The organism is Exiguobacterium sp. s127, from assembly GCF_018618695.1.
Classification (GTDB): Bacteria; Bacillota; Bacilli; order Exiguobacteriales; family Exiguobacteriaceae; genus Exiguobacterium_A; species Exiguobacterium_A oxidotolerans.
On the sequence record NZ_JACSMO010000008.1, the window covers coordinates 62,088 to 77,708 of the forward strand.

The window sequence follows — 15,621 nt, forward strand, 5'->3', positions numbered from 1 at the left end:
CCTTCTTCTGGTTTAAACGCGGAATTGCGTCACCATTTCTTGTAGTTCTTCTGCCATATCCGACAATGCTTTCGCGGATTGCGAAATTTCTTCCATCGAACCGAGCTGTTCTTCCGTCGTCGTCGCAACACGTTCGGATGCTGTCGAATTTTCATCCGCAATATGAGCGATTTCCGTTGCCGAAGCCGACACTTCTTGGACGTTCGCCGCGATTTCTTCGACCGTCGCTGTGACATCTTCGATTCGTGGCGTCATCTCTTGTGTCCGTAACATAATTTTCTTGAAACGTTCCGCTGAATCTTCTGTCGTCTCAAGTCCGGCTTTCGTATGATGCGATACTTCTTTCATCAAGGAAACCGACCGTTCTGTTTCCTGCTTGATGTTTGTAATCAGGCCCGAAATTTGTTTTGTCGACTCTTGTGACTGTTCGGCTAGCTTCCGAACTTCACTCGCGACGACCGCAAATCCTTTGCCATTTTCGCCGGCCCGTGCTGCTTCGATCGCTGCATTCAAGGCAAGCAAGTTCGTTTGGGCTGCAATCCCGTTGATGACATCGACAATCTTTCCGATTTCGTTTGAGCGATGAGCCAAGGATTGAATGACTTCACCGAAGTTTTCGACCGATGCATCAATCGCTTTCATCTGTGTCACATTTTTCCCGACCGCAATCGTTCCGTCTTCTGCTTCGAGTGCTGTTGCCCGTGATAGCTCGGAGACGTTCGTCGAACTCTCTGCGATTCGCATGACACCTGACGTAATCGCTTGGAGTGATACAGCATTTCCTTCGAGTTGACGTTTCGAGTGGTCAGCACCTGCTGCCATCTGTTGGACGGAACCTGCGATTTGCTCGGAAGCTGCTGTCGTTTGCGCTGCGTTCGCCATCAATTCTTCTGAAGACGCCGCAACTTGCCCAATCGATTGATCGAGGTTCGTCACGATCGACCGGAGTGATGTGACCATGACATTAAAACTTTGGGCCACCTGACCGATTTCGTCATTGGATTCGACGATGACTTGCTCCGTCAAATCACCTTCTTTAATCCGATCGGCACTTTCCGTCAAACGACTTAACGGACGGAGGATCGAACGGAGAATAAAGTAGAGTAAGACAGCTGCTAACAAGAACGTTCCAGCGATAACGGCAAGCGTCGTCCAAAGAATGCCCGATGTTTCATTTGCAATTTCTTTATCGTACAGTGTTCCGGCGACTTTCCATCCCGTCAGACTGTTCGTCATATAGTCCATTTTCTTTCCTTGATTCTCAAACTCATAAGAAAACTGACCATTTTTTCCGGCATAAAGGGATGTGACCCAGTCTCCAGATGCCTTTTCTCCAGCCTTCTTCGTCGGATGTGTGACGAAATTCTTATCGGAGTCGAGAATCGTGACATAACCTTCTTGACCGATTTTAACTTTTTTAGCAATTTCAGAAATTCGATCGACATCCACGTCGACAGCAATGACGCCACGTCCATTCCCACCTGTTTGTGAAAGGGTGACCATCATCTTCCCTGAAGCTGCGTCGACGTATGGATCAGTAATGACGACTTTCCCACCGGCGTCCTCCGCCGCCTGATACCACGGACGTTCTCGTGGATCATAGTCATCTTCAAATGACTGCTCCGGATAGATAGTCATATCACCTTCCGTCGTCGCGTAATAAATATTTGCCGCTTGCGGATGTATATCGAGATATTCCATCATCTTTTCTTTCAATGCTAAATTTTGTTTCCCTTTTTGATAGAGGATTCCATCAATCCGGTCCGCAAAGAACGCGACATCTCGTCGTACGGGATCAATGATATTGGTGATTTCATCGTTCATCCGGTCAACACCGGCATGTGCTGATTGCAGGATTTGATCTGTGATTTTCTGTTTCGCTTGATTGTATGCAACAAAACCAATCAATAACGATGGAATCAATAATAAGAGTAAAGATGTAATAATTAGTTTCTGCTTGATGCTAATCGTTCGTTTTTTTGTCTGTTCCATACATGACTCCTCTTCCCGATATGTAAACTCATTGTTCTAATCTATATATCGGTCAGAACGTGTCATTTTTCACAACTAAATGAAAAAGAAGGTAATCCATTTTCATGAATTACCTTCTTGGACTACCTATAAAGTGATGCGGAATAACTTCGCGAACAGAACGTTTGAGAAAAGAACACTATCGCTTTACGCTTCTTGATCGCCCTTCCAGTTCATCATCCCGCCTTCGACGTTGACGATGTCGTAGCCATACTGTTCGAGGAAACGTCCGACGTTCTCGCTGCGTCCACCTGCTTTGCAAATCAGGTAGTATGTTTCACCTTCTTGCAGCTCTGTATAGCGTTCACCGATTTCAGACATTGGTAAAAAACGGACGTTCGGGATATGACCCGCGTCATATTCATCCTGCTCGCGCACGTCCACGACGTGGAGTACTTCACCGGCTTCAAGCTTTTCTTGTAACTGATCGACATGGATTGTTTTCATCGTAAGTTCCTCCTCTTGTTTCATCTTTGTTCAGTGTAGCAAAACTGACGTCGAAACAGAACAAAAGAGACCGGCCGAAGCCGGTCTCCCTGATTCATTCCCCTGATGCCCGGTCGAACGAGCGTCGTGTCTGTTTATGCATCCCCCGCGCATGGTAGACCGCAATCAAAATCACATACCAGAGTGGTCCGACGATGAGCGCAATGCGTGTACTCGCATCAAACGCCATCAAGACGATGACGCCAGCTAGCGCGAGCAAGGCGATGTAGTTCGCGACCGGGAAGAACGGAACAGCAAATTCTGCCGTACCATAGACTTTCCGAGCCCGCATTTGCGAAATCAAAATCATCGCCCATGTCCAGACGGCTCCGAACGTCGCGATACTCGTCACGATTGCAAAAACACTTTCCGGTAAGAAGTAGTTTAAGGCGACACCGACGAGCAGCGCGATTCCTGAAAGAATCGTTGCGATTGCTGGGACTCCGTTCTTCGAAATCTTCGCGAACCGTTTTGGTGCTTCTTCATTTTGTGCCAGGTTCATCATCATCCGTGCCGTCGAGAAAATACCCGAGTTACATGACGACAATGCCGCTGTCAGGACAACGAAGTTGATAATGCCGGCAGCTGCCGGAATGCCCAGTTGATCAAATAGTAAGACAAATGGGCTACTGTTATTTTGTCCGACTTGATCCCATGGATAAATCGACAAGATGACGAATAGCGCACCGATGTAGAAAATCAAGATCCGTAAAAAGACGTTGTTGACTGCCTTACGAATCGTTTTCTTCGGATTTTTAGCTTCCCCAGCTGTGACCCCAATCACTTCAATGCCTAAGAACGCAAACATGACCATTTGCATCGCCAGCAGGACTCCCCCGAACCCGTTTGGCAAAAATCCACCATGCGACCAAAGATTAGAAATCCCGACCGGTGTACCCCCGTTGCCAAGTCCGACGACAATCGTCAATGTCCCAAGAATAATCATCGCAACAATCGCGACAATCTTAATCAAGGCGAACCAAAATTCGAATTCGCCATAAAATTTGACGGCAATGAAATTAATGCTCGTCATAAGTAGTAATGCTGCAAGCGCCCAAATCCAGCGTTCCGACTGCGGGAACCATTCCTGCATATAAATTCCGACTGCTGTGATTTCTGCCATACATGTAAAAATCCACAGAAGCCAATAATTCCACCCGGTCAAAAATCCAGCGAGTGGACTGACATATTTCCGGGCGTATTCAGCAAAGCTTCCCGCCACCGGTTCACGTACCGCGAGCTCCCCAAGTGCCCGCATGATGATGAAGATGATGATACCGCCGATTAAATAACCAATCAGAATCCCTGGTCCTGCCAACTGAATGGCTTTTGCCGAGCCTAGGAAAAGTCCAACGCCGATTGCCGCCCCCAGCGACATCAACGTAATATGACGCTCTTCCAGTCCCCGATTTAGCTCTGTCTGTTGCTTCATTTGTACGACGTCCTTCCTGTCTCTCTATCGTTCTTAGCAGTTCCCCAAACCGCTACGTTGTCAGTATAAAGAAGAGGTGTCTGATTTGTAAACGTTTTCAAGTGAGATTTACCACTTTCTTCCCATACTCGAAATATTCTGATTTGTGTAACGTTCTCTCATCACAAAAAAGAGACCTCCATCCGAAGATGCAGGTCTGCTCGTAACACAATCGTTCTACTATTTACTCAGCTTTTGCGAATTGTTCGTCTTCTGTACGCTGCTTGCGATCAGCCAAACGGAACAAACCATTGAGAAGCAATGCCGTCAACGAACCGGCGACAATCGGACTATCCGTCAAGACGCGGATTTGTTCCGGTAAACCGGATACGATCGCTGGGTTCATACTGATGCCGAGTCCGACGCCAAGCGATAAGGCGACTGTCAAGACGTGGTCGTTTTTTGCGAAGTCGACGCGAGACAGAATTCGAATTCCGCTTGCGGCAACCGTCCCAAACATGATGAGCATTGCCCCACCAAGCACTGGTTTCGGAATCAGTGTCGTAAAGGTGGCGACTTTCGGCAAGAAACCGAGAATCACTAAAAACAACCCGGCAAAGATGATGACTTTTCGTGTTTTGACGCCCGTCAGTTGAACAAGCCCGACATTTTGACTGTAGGTCGTGTATGGAAAACTGTTGAAAATCCCGCCGATGATTGTCGCAGCACCCTCTGCCCGGTAACCGCGTGCTAAGTCTTGCTTCGAGAGTTTTTTATCCGTGATTTCACCAAGCGTCAAGAAGACGCCTGTCGATTCAACCATTGAGACGAGACCAACGAGCGTCATCGTCAAAATCGCCGTGATATTAAACGTCGGTGCACCAAAGTAAAACGGTGTAATCATTTGGAACCACGAGGCGTCAGCGACTGGACTAAAATCAATCATCCCCATGCCGAACGCGACAAGTGTTCCGATGAGTACCGCAATCAAGACAGCGGCTGCCTTCGAAAAAACGGTGCCGTAACGATTTAAAATCAAGATTAAAGCAATCGTTAATCCGGCGAGACCGAGGTATCGGAAGTCACCAAAATCTTTAACGCCTTGTCCGCCACCGATATCATTGATGGCCGCCGGAATGAGTGATATTCCGATAATCGTCACGACGGATCCGAGCACGACCGGTGGAAATAAAATCGCAATCCGGCTAAAGAGTCCGGAAATCAATAAAATGATGATGCCGCTTGCGATTAATGCGCCGTAAATCGCCGTGATGCCCTGCATGCTACCGATCGCAATCATCGGTCCGACTGCCGTGAACGTACATCCGAGCACGACCGGCAGTCCGACACCGGTATACTTCGTGACGAAGACTTGGAGTAACGTCGCGATTCCACACATGAATAGGTCAATCGCGACAAGATACGCGAGGCCTTCTCCGGATAGTCCGATTGCACTGCCGACGATCAACGGAACGATGGCTGCTCCTGTATACATGGCAAGGACATGTTGGAGTCCGAGCCCTGCCGCTTTAAAATTCGATAAGGATTTCATACGTTCACCGAGCGGACGAACGTCGCTTTCCCGTTCTCTAATTTTTCAATTCGCGCGAGCGATTCAACACGGAATCCTGCATCAAGTAACTTCTCTCGCCCCGGTTGGAATGATTTTTCGATCACGATTCCGATACCGACGACTTCTGCTCCTGCCTGCTCGACTAATTTAGCAAGACCGAACGCCGCTTCCCCGTTCGCTAAAAAGTCATCGATGATCAGCACACGTTCACCTTGCTGTAAGTATTTTTCAGCGACCGTGATCGTACTCGTCTGCTGTTTCGTAAACGAGTAGACTTCTGCTGAAATCGTTCCTTCGTTTAACGTCAGTGACTTCGTTTTTCGTGCATAGACCATCGGTACACCGAGACGAAGCGCCGTCATCATCGCCGGTGCGATTCCACCTGCTTCAATCGTTAAAATCCGCGTAATGCCTGCGTCTTGAAACCGATGCATGAATTCATAAGCAATTTCCCACATCAATGTCGGATCGACTTGATGGTTAAGGAATGCATCGACTTTCAAGACTTGATCGGACAGGACGATTCCTTCTTTGTTAATCATTTCTTCTAAACGTTTCATAGCTGAGTTCTCCTTTATTGACGAAAAAAAACGTACAGCGCTACCCCCGGGGGCAGCCACTGTACGCCAAAAAAGAGAGCAGTAACTCACCACCCGTAGTCGGATCGTTACGGCGATCCGGTAGAGACTCGTGGGCCAATTCCCACTATTATACGAGCGTTGCTATACGTTTATGATTCGTGCATGATGTGTTTCATTTTACGATGTTCTCTGAAAAAGTAAAGACTTTTCCGTTTTATGCGTTTGCTTCAACTGCTTGAGCTGCCGTGATGATCGCAAGTTTGTAGACATCTTCTTCGTTACATCCACGTGAAAGATCGTTGACCGGTTTGTTGAGACCTTGGAGAATCGGTCCGATCGCTTCGAATCCACCAAGACGTTGTGCGATTTTGTAGCCGATGTTTCCTGACTCAAGGCTTGGGAAGATGAAGACGTTGGCTTGACCGGCAACATCTGATTCTGGTGCTTTTGATTTTGCGACGCTCGGGACGAACGCTGCATCAAATTGTAATTCTCCATCGATTGCAAGTTCAGGCGCACGTTCTTTTGCGAGACGTGTTGCTTCGACGACGCGTTCTGTTTCAGGTGATTTTGCTGAACCTTTTGTCGAGAAGCTGAGCAATGCCACTTTCGGCTCGATGCCGAATGTTTTTGCTGTTTTTGCTGATGCGATTGCATTTTCTGCTAAGTCGTTTGCGTCAGGTGCGATATTGATTGCGCAGTCAGCGAAGACATACTGCTCATCATCACGAACCATGATGAAGACACCCGATGTTTTCTTATAGCCTTCTTGCATTTTGATGATTTGAAGTGCCGGGCGGACTGTATCGCCAGTCGCGTGCATCGCACCCGAGACGAGACCTGCTGCTTTACCTGTATGCACGAGCATCGTTCCGAATGTGTTGACGTCCTTTAAGATGACTTCACGTGCTTGTTCTTCTGTCGCTTTTCCTTTACGGCGCTCGACGAATGAAGCAACAAGTTCTTCCATCGCATCGTACGAAGCCGGGTCGATTGTTTCAAGATCCGTTACGTCGATTCCGTTCGCCGACGCCGTCTCTTCAATCTTCACGCGTGGTCCGATAACGACTGGTGTGACGAGACCATCTTTTTTCAGGCGGACAGCAGCACCAAGAACACGTGCGTCGATTCCTTCTGGGAAAACGATTGATGGTTGGTGTGCTTTTACTTTTGTCTCAAGCATTTCGAATAATTGCATGATTTTCTCTCCTTTTATGTCAATCAAGTGTCGGTTTCTATTCCTTATACATTCCATCGTTCATTATACACAGTTCTGTTTCGTTATTAAAACAATTTGCAAAAAACTTCTTTTACCCATTACACGGAGCGATTTTTTATCACTATTACAGTTATTTCTAGGAATAGTACAGAAGGCGCTTAACGCGTTTTAGCACACCCTTTTACTTCATACCCCGATTCGTGTTACTTCATGTCTCTATCCCTAATGAGAGACGGTTGTTTTGTTGCGATGAACCGTCCGATCTATGATAAGATTAGCAATGGAGAATGTACTTTTCATTATAGATTTCAGGAGGTTTTTTCATGGAACATCGAACATCAGAACCAACTGCTACACAGCAAGCCGCCGAAACTCTCGACGGTTGGTATACATTACATGATTTCCGCCGGATTGACTGGTCGCGCTTAAAACAAGTCGAAACAACTGTCCGGACGAAAATGATCAACGAATTCCAAACGTTCTTAGCTGAGCTCGGACAAGTCGAAGAACAAAAAGAAGGCAGTCATGCCCTCTATACGATCATCGGTCAAAAAGCAGATCTCGTTTTGATGGTCCTTCGTCCGACAATGGAAGACATCCAAGCCGTCGAAGTGAAGATGCAAAAACTCGACTTATATGACTATCTCATCCCGACGTATTCATATGTCTCCGTCGTCGAACTCGGCACATACCGTGGATCTGGCGAAGGGAACCCGTATGAGAACCCGTATGTACGCGACCGTCTCTATCCAATCTTGCCAAAATCGAAGCACATCTGTTTCTATCCGATGAGTAAATCTCGTCGCGATGGCGATAACTGGTACACGCTTTCGATGGAGAAACGGAAAGAGCTCATGTACCGTCATGGTATGATCGGGCGGAGCTACGCTGGGAAGATTCAACAGATTATCGGTGGATCAACTGGCTTTGACGATTGGGAATGGGGCGTCACCTTGTTCGCGAATGATATCCTCCAGTTCAAAAAAATCGTCTATGAAATGCGTTTTGACGAAGTGAGTGCAAAATACGGTGAATTCGGTGAGTTCTTCATCGGCAACCGTCTTGAGTCAAGCGAGCTCGAAACACATTTCGCGCTTTAATATGCTAAAAGACGTTTCATAGAAAAACCCTATGGGAATATACTCTTTGCGGCCATAAAAGATGTACGTTTTATACGTTAAGGAGGAATGATCATGGGGAATGCTATGAACCGGTCAACGCGATCGCGTGAGTTGCAATTCGCTGTGCTTTCAAAAGAGCTAAAGCCAGTCGCACAACGTGTACTGGATCGCTATGAGCAAGCATTATCGAAGCTAAATAAAACACAACCAATAAAGCATTGAGGCAGTTGCTTCAATCGTAATCGGTCAAGAGGCAGTGATGTCTCTTGACCGTTTTTTTTATTTCGATGGCGTAATCGTCGTAAAAAGACAAAAAAAAGAGAGTGGATATACATCCACTCCCAGTGTGTAGACAAACTTTGAACATGCGATATCGGGAGGCAAAACCCTGCTCGTTTTCCGTGAGGATCAAGGAGCAACGGCTTGCGCCTCGCCCGAGGAAAGCAACGAAAAAAGACGCTTTCAACTCCCGCTAGCGCGTTGTCTACATCCTAAGAGAGTAGCTATAAAATCCACTCCCTTACTTTCGTTTAACGACCAACTTTTCAAGTCAGTCGATGGATCATAATCCCTTATACGCACCAATCGCAACAAAAATCCATGCTGCGATGAACAGAACGCCGCCAATCGGTGTGATTGCACCGAGTTTTGTAATCCCTGTCAGCGCCATGACATATAAACTGCCGGAGAAGAAGACGATTCCGGCGAGCATCAACCAACCTGCAAGCGAAAATTGTGAAATCGAAACTTTCAGTAACATGCCACCGAGTGCCAAAATCCCAAGTGAGTGCACCATCTGATAGAGGACACCCGTCTGCCAGTTCGCAAGCATCCGCTCAGATAACATATCTTTTAGCGCATGCGCTCCGAACGCACCGAGTGCGACCGCTACCATCATCGATAAAGAACCAATCATGATTAATACTTTCATGTCATTCTCCCCCTAAACGTCGTGCCGGTAAATTCCATTCATAATAATAAGATAGCATACGTAAAATCGTAATGAGTCCCAGCAATGTGAACAAATGCAGAGGATTCGTCAGTTGGAACCGATCGATGACGAGCGCGGCCATGACGGCCCACATCGCATAGATTTCCTTATGCAGGACAAGCGGTTTGCGTCCGGCGAGTAAATCCCGGATGACACCACCGCCGACACCCGTTAAAACAGCTGCTGAAATCGTTGCTGAAAGAGGTAAGCCTTTTGCAGATGCCATGAGTGCACCCTGGATCGCAAATGCGGATAAACCGAGTGCATCGGCGAGCACGCCCCACCGTGACCAATGTGGTAAAAATAATTGTGGTAAAACAAAGATTAATAATGCGACTAAAATCGCGATCAAGAACAATCCGCCTTGCGACCAAAGTGCCGAGACGGGTACACCAATCAACAAGTTCCGGATTGCACCGCCTCCGAACGCCGTAATCAATGCCAATAACCAAACCCCAAACAAATCATATTTTTCTTCCATCGCGACGATCGCGCCACTCATCGCAAATGCGACCGTTCCGATGATATTTAATAAGTCCCAGGACATGCACACATTTCACCTTTCCACATTGAAATTCCATTACTTACTATACTCTCTTTTTGCGTCGCGTCCACCTTATTTTTACGATTCTTTTTTCAGCCGTTTGTAAGTGACGTTTTTAGGTAAAGTAACCTATACTGAAACAAACTGTACAGGAAGCTAGGTGACCGTATGAAACGTTGGGCGCTCTACCGGATTTTCGTCATCGTGACGATGTTCGCTCGTTATATTTGGACTATCTATCGATTCACCCGGAAAAACCGACCAGGTACGAATACTGAAGAATTCGAGCGCATCATGATCACGATTGCGCGTGATTATAAGAAGAAAGCACTGCGTCTCGAAGGACTCCTGATTAAACTCGGGCAGTTTTTATCGATTCGTGCCGACTTATTCCCACCAACCGTTTTAATGGAGTTAACTGAACTCGTCGATAAGGTCCCATCGAGCAAACTCGGGGAATCTCGAAAAATCATCGAGGAAGACTGGGGCATGCCGATCGAAGACGTCGTCGATAATATCAGTCCTCGCCCCATCGCATCTGCTTCAATCGGAGAAGTATATAGTGCGACACTCAAATCGAACGGGCGAAAAGTCGCAATCAAAGTCCAGCGTCCTAACATCGAACGAATCATTAAAACGGATTTCCGCGCGATGCGTCTCGTCATCGCGATGCTTCGACGGACGTCACTCAATAAATCGACTGATCTCCAAAGTCTTTATCGCCAAATGGTCTTCGTCATCGGAGATGAACTGAATTATCGGACCGAATTAAAAAATGGTCTCTACTTTAAAAAGATGTATGAAACGAACCCTGTCATCTACATTCCAGACTATTATGAAGAACACTGTACGAATCGCGTCTTGATGATGGAGTGGATTGACGGTACACGGATCACGGACCTCGAGTTTTTAGCAGAACATCAAATCGATCGTGACGAACTCGCGCGTAACCTCTTCCTGAATGCGGGTGAACAGTTGCTGTTCGGCGGGAAATTTCATGCCGATCCCCACCCGGGCAACGTCCTCGTCCAGGCAGACGGAAAAATCGTTCTGCTCGACTTCGGGATGATTGGTGCGACGACCCCGGACGACATGCGGGCGATTCAAGGAATCTTACAGTCGTTCGTCACACTCGATTACGATGCAATCGTCGACGGTCTGGAAGACTTACGTTTCTTATTACCGAACGCCAACAAACAAAATATCCGTCAAGCGATTGAAAAAGCCGTCAACTTTTACCTTGAAAGCGATATGGAGAACGTCGATACGAAATTAATTGAAAAAGTACTGTCTGATATTGAATTACTCGTTCGGAATGAACCGATTCAATTACCGGCCGAGTTTGCCTTTTTCGGTCGTGCCGCTTCAACGATCCTGGGTATCCTGCAAATCCTCTCACCAAAAATCAACTTGCTTGAACTTGCTAAACCGATGGTCCGCCGTTGGCTGGACGAAGAAGGGAAAAATCAGAATCGTTACTTACAGATTGCAGGGTCTTACGGCGCACGTCTTCTCGCCTTTCCTCGCCTAGTCAATGATGCCCTCAGTGAACCAACACGCTGGCGGTTGTTCGAACAGCAAAAATTCTCACGCGTCGCGAATATGGAATCGCTTAAAATTCGTCAGTGGACCAGTTCACTCGTCGGAATCGTCAGCTTACCTGTCAGTTACGGTGGCTATTTCTTAAGTCAGTATGACTTGATGGGGATTTCCTTAACGATTGCTGTCGTCGCCCTCTGGAACGCTCGACGAATCGGACGACACATCGTCCGCATCGCTGACGAACCCTTTAAATAATAATTTTCACGTCCCATTCGTGGGGCGTTTTTTATTTTAAGATAATATTCGTTAGCCATTAGAGGTTTTTCGGCGGGATTCCCGGGGTACATCTTCAAGTAGATAGAACAAATGGAAGAGGTGAATCACTTGATTGATATTTTAATTGCCATCGTTCCTGCATTGATGTGGGGGACGTTGCCTCTCGTCGTTTCAAAAATCGGCGGTTCAACAGAACAACAAATTATCGGGACAACACTCGGTGCGTTAGCATTCGCCCTCGTGACGTTCTTATTTATCAGTCCAGAACTGTCGATGACGGCCTGGATTGCCGGTCTTTTCTCCGGTGCTTTTTGGGCACTTGGTCAAATGAACCAATTTGCTGCTTTTAAACAAATGGGTGTTTCGAAAACGATGCCGATTTCGACCGGGATGCAACTCGTCGGAACATCCTTGTTTGGCGTCCTCGCTTTTGGTGAATGGTCAAATACATCCGCACTTATTCTTGGAATTAGCGCTTTAGTACTGATTGTCGCCGGTGCTGCTTTTACATCGTATAAAGAAGATAAGAGCAAGAAGGATGAAAACATCGGAAAAGGATTGCTTCTACTCGTCATCTCGACGATTGGTTATGTCGGCTATGTCGTCATCGCCCGTTGGTTCAACATCAATGGTTGGGAAGCCGTTTTACCACAAGCAATCGGGATGGTCGTCAGCGCCATTTTACTTTCATTACGCAAAGGGAATTTGTTTGCGAAACAGACGTTCACAAATGGCCTTGCCGGTATCATGTGGGCTGTCGGGAATATTGCCCTATTGCTCGCAACGGCACGTGTCGGCGTCGCAACAAGCTTTTCGTTATCACAAACCGGTGTCGTCATCTCGACAATCGGCGGCGTTCTGTTCTTGAAAGAAGCTAAAACGAAAAAAGAAATGACGTTCGTTATCATCGGCTGTACTCTCGTCGTAGCGGGCGGTATCATGATCGGGTTTACAAAACAATAATCTAAAAGGGAGTCGATTTTCATGTATAATAGTCTAAACGGAAAAGTAGCTATCGTCACAGGCGGTTCAATGGGAATTGGCGAAGCCGTCGTCCGCCGTTACGCGGAAGAAGGTACAAAGGTCGTCATCAACTATCGGAGCCACCCGGAAGAAGCGGATCAGATTGCTGAAGACATCAAGCAAGCCGGTGGAGAAGCCATTACGATTCAAGCTGACGTATCGAAAGAGGACGACATGATTCGTCTTGTTAAAGAAACAGTTGACCACTTTGGTCGACTCGATATCTTCGTCAACAATGCCGGTGTCGAAATGCCATCACCGTCGCACGAAATGTCCCTCGAAGACTGGCAAAAAGTCATTGATGTCAACTTAACCGGTTCATTCCTCGGCGCACGTGAAGCCTTGAAATACTTTGTCGAGAACGACATTAAAGGGAACATCATCAATATGTCGAGCGTTCACGAAATCATTCCATGGCCAACATTTGTTCACTATGCGGCAAGTAAAGGTGGCGTCAAACTGATGACGCAGACGCTCGCGATGGAGTACGCACCAAAAGGCATTCGAATCAATGCGATTGGGCCGGGAGCGATCAACACACCAATCAATGCAGAGAAATTTGAAGACCCGGAACAACGTAAAGAAGTCGAAAGCATGATTCCAATGGGGAACATCGGGAAGCCTGAAGAAATTTCCGCTGTCGCTGCATGGCTTGCTTCTGACGAATCCAGTTACGTGACCGGCATCACACTATTTGCAGACGGTGGCATGTCACTTTATCCATCATTCCAAGCAGGACGCGGTTAATTCCGCTTTCCTGCTTTTTTAAAAGGAGAGGATCACACTATGGCCAACTTTTTCTCACTAATGAGGCGTGGTAACAAATCTGCTTTAGCTGCCGCTATCGTCAACACGATTATTGCCATTATTAAATTCATCGCTTATATCTTAACCGGTAACATCGCCATGTTCGCAGAAATGATGCATACGATCGGTGACGCTGCCAATCAAATGTTCGTTTATGTCGGATCTGCGTTAAGTAAAAAAGCACCAACAAAACGATTCCCGAATGGATTCGGTCGACTCGTCAATCTCGTCCTGCTCGCAGCAATTATCGTCGTCGCCATTTTAGCGTATGAGACGATCCGTGAAGGCGTGTTGCATATTCTACATGCTCCAGGAGAAGAAACAAGCGGACTGTGGATCATCTTAACAGCGCTTGGAATCGGCGTTGTCCTTGAAATGGGTGTCTTTTATAAAGCGATGATTGAAATCGCTCATGAAACCGGTCTGAAATCGCGTGGATTCACGCTCGTTCGCGAAAGTTTCTCGAAGCTTGGACAAGCAAAACCAGCGACGCGACTCGTCTTTATGGAAGACTTAGTTGCGACACTAGGTGGTCTCATCGCCATTATCGCCGTCCTCATTTCGCACTATACATCGTTTTATCAAGCAGAAGGGATTGCTTCTGTTTTAATCGGATTGATGATGTTTTACGTCGTCTATAACGTCTTCATTCAAAATGCAGCCGGTGCGCTCGGTGAAACTGATGAAGTCTTGACGGCAAAAATCGCAGAGATTTTACTCCGTGATAAAGATGTCCGTGATATCGAAAAACTTGAAGTCATCAAAGAGGGCGATCATTTCCACGTTGATCTTGAAATCGAAGTCGACCGTGGCATGACAATCGCGCAAGCCGATGACATCAAAGACCGTCTCGAACTGCAAATCCGGATTTTAAAAGGCGTGACCGACGTCACGATTGCCTTTGATGAGGATGATCAAATTCCGCATTATAAACCCTCCCCGCCTTCAGAATAAGAGGGAGTAACCACAAACAGTGGGCACCTGTTAGGGTGTCTCAGACTGTAGACAACGTGCTATCGGGAGATACGCGTGCTTCCCTAGGGCGAGGCGGACATGCAGACCGTTTAGAAAACGCCGATGATTCCATGAAAAACGGGATCATCGGCGTTTCGTGCGTACAGGACGGAACCGTCCGTCATGAGTTTGAGTTTGAAGCGCCTTTAACATCGGCCCCTTCAGACAATAAAGGACAAACTCTCATGGGGCGTGCATCATTAATTCGCAGCGCGTCGAAAACCCGCTTGTTTCGCTTCCTGTTCGCTACAGAACATTTCCTCTGGCTTGACGTCCTCGTATGAACGACCGCCTCTGACATGATAAATCTTATTCCCTTGCCGGTTGATATTTCCTTTGATGTCTTCACACTGACCTTTTGCAGAAGAAGTCGATTCCTTCGTCAAGACCGTTTCGTCAAATCCACGATTCGTCGCATAGCCTTCCGTTTCCCAAATCCCTTTTTTCGCTGCTTTTGCTTCTTGTTCAATGTCTTCGAACGTTTTGACATACCGCGTATCCGGTTCGTACACATAGGCGACACGCGCAAGCCCTTGACGTAACAGCTCTTGATTAACCATCTTGCCATCAATCCAGACGTACGCTAGGAGACGACCGTAACGATCCGCCTTTGAGTGATCTCGCTCGATGACGATTTTGCTCCCTTTCGGTAAGAGGTCTTTCGTAAAGCTTGAAGCTTCCGGTCCGAACGGTTGAACCGGTTTTTCCGGGTTTACCGTTTCTGGCGTATCGATTAACAAAAAACGGACGTCTTCAATCTTCCCATCCGGTAACCGGACTTTAATTGTATCCCCGTCGACGACCCGCTCGACGGTCACTTGTGTGGCCTTTGTATCATCCGGTTGTGCGATACCGAACTTCGTTTCTGTTTCCGGATCTGCCTCTAAGGCACAGCCTGTACTGAATACTAGTCCGACTAGCATCAATGCCTTCATCCAAAACTTCATCATGCTCCTCCTTTTTGTTAGTGAGCCCGTCCATTCAAAAAACGCCGACCTTGCT

15 protein-coding genes and 1 riboswitch are annotated in these 15,621 nt (G+C 47.1%); of the genes, 6 read left to right on the forward strand and 9 right to left on the reverse strand.

Annotated elements, in window-relative coordinates:
* Nucleotides 1-12: 12 nt before the first annotated feature.
* From KNP98_RS11210 to pta, 6 genes are all read right to left on the reverse strand, one after another.
* A complete protein-coding gene (locus KNP98_RS11210; protein WP_214811440.1) occupies nucleotides 13-1,992 on the reverse strand; it encodes a methyl-accepting chemotaxis protein in 1,980 nt (659 codons plus the stop codon).
* 186 nt (nucleotides 1,993-2,178) lie between these two features.
* Entirely contained in the window at nucleotides 2,179-2,478 is a 300-nt protein-coding gene (locus KNP98_RS11215; protein WP_029332367.1) for a rhodanese-like domain-containing protein, read from the reverse strand.
* Nucleotides 2,479-2,572: 94 nt separating this feature from the next.
* The gene (locus KNP98_RS11220) at nucleotides 2,573-3,949 is read right to left on the reverse strand and encodes an amino acid permease (RefSeq protein WP_214811442.1); all 1,377 of its coding nucleotides are present in this window, start codon (nucleotides 3,947-3,949) and stop codon (nucleotides 2,573-2,575) included.
* 223 nt (nucleotides 3,950-4,172) lie between these two features.
* Nucleotides 4,173-5,480: a nucleobase:cation symporter-2 family protein gene (locus KNP98_RS11225; RefSeq protein WP_214811444.1), complete on the reverse strand. Its 1,308-nt coding sequence runs from the start codon at nucleotides 5,478-5,480 to the stop codon at nucleotides 4,173-4,175.
* Nucleotides 5,477-6,061 (reverse strand): xanthine phosphoribosyltransferase, encoded by a 585-nt coding sequence (locus KNP98_RS11230; RefSeq protein WP_088836078.1) that lies wholly within the window; start codon nucleotides 6,059-6,061, stop codon nucleotides 5,477-5,479. The genes KNP98_RS11225 and KNP98_RS11230 overlap by 4 nt, the downstream gene beginning before the upstream one ends.
* A gap of 76 nt (nucleotides 6,062-6,137) precedes the next feature.
* A riboswitch (purine riboswitch) is annotated at nucleotides 6,138-6,237 on the reverse strand.
* A 59-nt stretch (nucleotides 6,238-6,296) separates the two neighbouring features.
* Nucleotides 6,297-7,280, reverse strand: a complete 984-nt coding sequence (gene pta / locus KNP98_RS11235; RefSeq protein ID WP_088836077.1) for a phosphate acetyltransferase — start codon at nucleotides 7,278-7,280, stop codon at nucleotides 6,297-6,299.
* A 344-nt stretch (nucleotides 7,281-7,624) separates the two neighbouring features.
* Here pta and hemQ point away from each other — a divergent pair, with 344 nt between their 5' ends.
* Nucleotides 7,625-8,401, forward strand: coding sequence for a hydrogen peroxide-dependent heme synthase (gene hemQ, locus KNP98_RS11240; RefSeq protein WP_088836076.1), 777 nt, complete (start codon nucleotides 7,625-7,627; stop codon nucleotides 8,399-8,401).
* A gap of 93 nt (nucleotides 8,402-8,494) precedes the next feature.
* Nucleotides 8,495-8,644 carry a hypothetical protein gene (locus KNP98_RS11245; protein ID WP_204251414.1) on the forward strand — a complete coding sequence of 50 codons (150 nt, stop codon included), beginning with the start codon at nucleotides 8,495-8,497 and terminating at the stop codon, nucleotides 8,642-8,644.
* Between the two features lie 340 nt (nucleotides 8,645-8,984).
* Here the strand turns inward: KNP98_RS11245 and KNP98_RS11250 are convergent, their stop codons facing one another.
* Together KNP98_RS11250 and KNP98_RS11255 are read right to left on the reverse strand one after the other, a co-directional pair.
* Nucleotides 8,985-9,353 carry a DUF423 domain-containing protein gene (locus tag KNP98_RS11250; RefSeq protein ID WP_029332361.1) on the reverse strand — a complete coding sequence of 123 codons (369 nt, stop codon included), beginning with the start codon at nucleotides 9,351-9,353 and terminating at the stop codon, nucleotides 8,985-8,987.
* A gap of 1 nt (nucleotide 9,354) precedes the next feature.
* Nucleotides 9,355-9,960 (reverse strand): trimeric intracellular cation channel family protein, encoded by a 606-nt coding sequence (locus tag KNP98_RS11255; RefSeq protein WP_029332360.1) that lies wholly within the window; start codon nucleotides 9,958-9,960, stop codon nucleotides 9,355-9,357.
* 165 nt (nucleotides 9,961-10,125) lie between these two features.
* Between KNP98_RS11255 and KNP98_RS11260 the strand changes: the two genes are divergently transcribed.
* The 4 genes from KNP98_RS11260 (at nucleotide 10,126) to KNP98_RS11275 (ending at nucleotide 14,559) form a co-directional block, all read left to right on the forward strand.
* Entirely contained in the window at nucleotides 10,126-11,754 is a 1,629-nt protein-coding gene (locus tag KNP98_RS11260) for an ABC1 kinase family protein (RefSeq protein WP_214767680.1), read from the forward strand.
* A 132-nt stretch (nucleotides 11,755-11,886) separates the two neighbouring features.
* Nucleotides 11,887-12,738: a GRP family sugar transporter gene (locus KNP98_RS11265; RefSeq protein WP_204251427.1), complete on the forward strand. Its 852-nt coding sequence runs from the start codon at nucleotides 11,887-11,889 to the stop codon at nucleotides 12,736-12,738.
* Nucleotides 12,739-12,759: 21 nt separating this feature from the next.
* The gene (locus KNP98_RS11270) at nucleotides 12,760-13,545 is read left to right on the forward strand and encodes a glucose 1-dehydrogenase (protein ID WP_088836073.1); all 786 of its coding nucleotides are present in this window, start codon (nucleotides 12,760-12,762) and stop codon (nucleotides 13,543-13,545) included.
* A gap of 39 nt (nucleotides 13,546-13,584) precedes the next feature.
* Nucleotides 13,585-14,559: a cation diffusion facilitator family transporter gene (locus KNP98_RS11275; protein ID WP_214767678.1), complete on the forward strand. Its 975-nt coding sequence runs from the start codon at nucleotides 13,585-13,587 to the stop codon at nucleotides 14,557-14,559.
* A 260-nt stretch (nucleotides 14,560-14,819) separates the two neighbouring features.
* Here the strand turns inward: KNP98_RS11275 and KNP98_RS11280 are convergent, their stop codons facing one another.
* Nucleotides 14,820-15,566, reverse strand: coding sequence for a thermonuclease family protein (locus KNP98_RS11280; protein ID WP_239456793.1), 747 nt, complete (start codon nucleotides 15,564-15,566; stop codon nucleotides 14,820-14,822).
* Between the last annotated feature and the right edge of the window lie 55 nt (nucleotides 15,567-15,621).

Coding starts and splice junctions, on each gene's coding strand:
- KNP98_RS11225 (WP_214811444.1), bottom strand. CDS start 5,480: ATGAAATCCTTATCGAATTTTAAAGCGGCAGGGCTCGGACTCCAACAT.
- KNP98_RS11255 (WP_029332360.1), bottom strand. CDS start 9,960: ATGTCCTGGGACTTATTAAATATCATCGGAACGGTCGCATTTGCGATG.
- KNP98_RS11210 (WP_214811440.1), bottom strand. CDS start 1,992: ATGGAACAGACAAAAAAACGAACGATTAGCATCAAGCAGAAACTAATT.
- KNP98_RS11280 (WP_239456793.1), bottom strand. CDS start 15,566: ATGAAGTTTTGGATGAAGGCATTGATGCTAGTCGGACTAGTATTCAGT.
- hemQ (WP_088836076.1), top strand. CDS start 7,625: ATGGAACATCGAACATCAGAACCAACTGCTACACAGCAAGCCGCCGAA.
- KNP98_RS11215 (WP_029332367.1), bottom strand. CDS start 2,478: ATGAAAACAATCCATGTCGATCAGTTACAAGAAAAGCTTGAAGCCGGT.
- KNP98_RS11220 (WP_214811442.1), bottom strand. CDS start 3,949: ATGAAGCAACAGACAGAGCTAAATCGGGGACTGGAAGAGCGTCATATT.
- KNP98_RS11270 (WP_088836073.1), top strand. CDS start 12,760: ATGTATAATAGTCTAAACGGAAAAGTAGCTATCGTCACAGGCGGTTCA.
- KNP98_RS11275 (WP_214767678.1), top strand. CDS start 13,585: ATGGCCAACTTTTTCTCACTAATGAGGCGTGGTAACAAATCTGCTTTA.
- KNP98_RS11245 (WP_204251414.1), top strand. CDS start 8,495: ATGGGGAATGCTATGAACCGGTCAACGCGATCGCGTGAGTTGCAATTC.
- pta (WP_088836077.1), bottom strand. CDS start 7,280: ATGCAATTATTCGAAATGCTTGAGACAAAAGTAAAAGCACACCAACCA.
- KNP98_RS11250 (WP_029332361.1), bottom strand. CDS start 9,353: ATGAAAGTATTAATCATGATTGGTTCTTTATCGATGATGGTAGCGGTC.
- KNP98_RS11230 (WP_088836078.1), bottom strand. CDS start 6,061: ATGAAACGTTTAGAAGAAATGATTAACAAAGAAGGAATCGTCCTGTCC.
- KNP98_RS11260 (WP_214767680.1), top strand. CDS start 10,126: ATGAAACGTTGGGCGCTCTACCGGATTTTCGTCATCGTGACGATGTTC.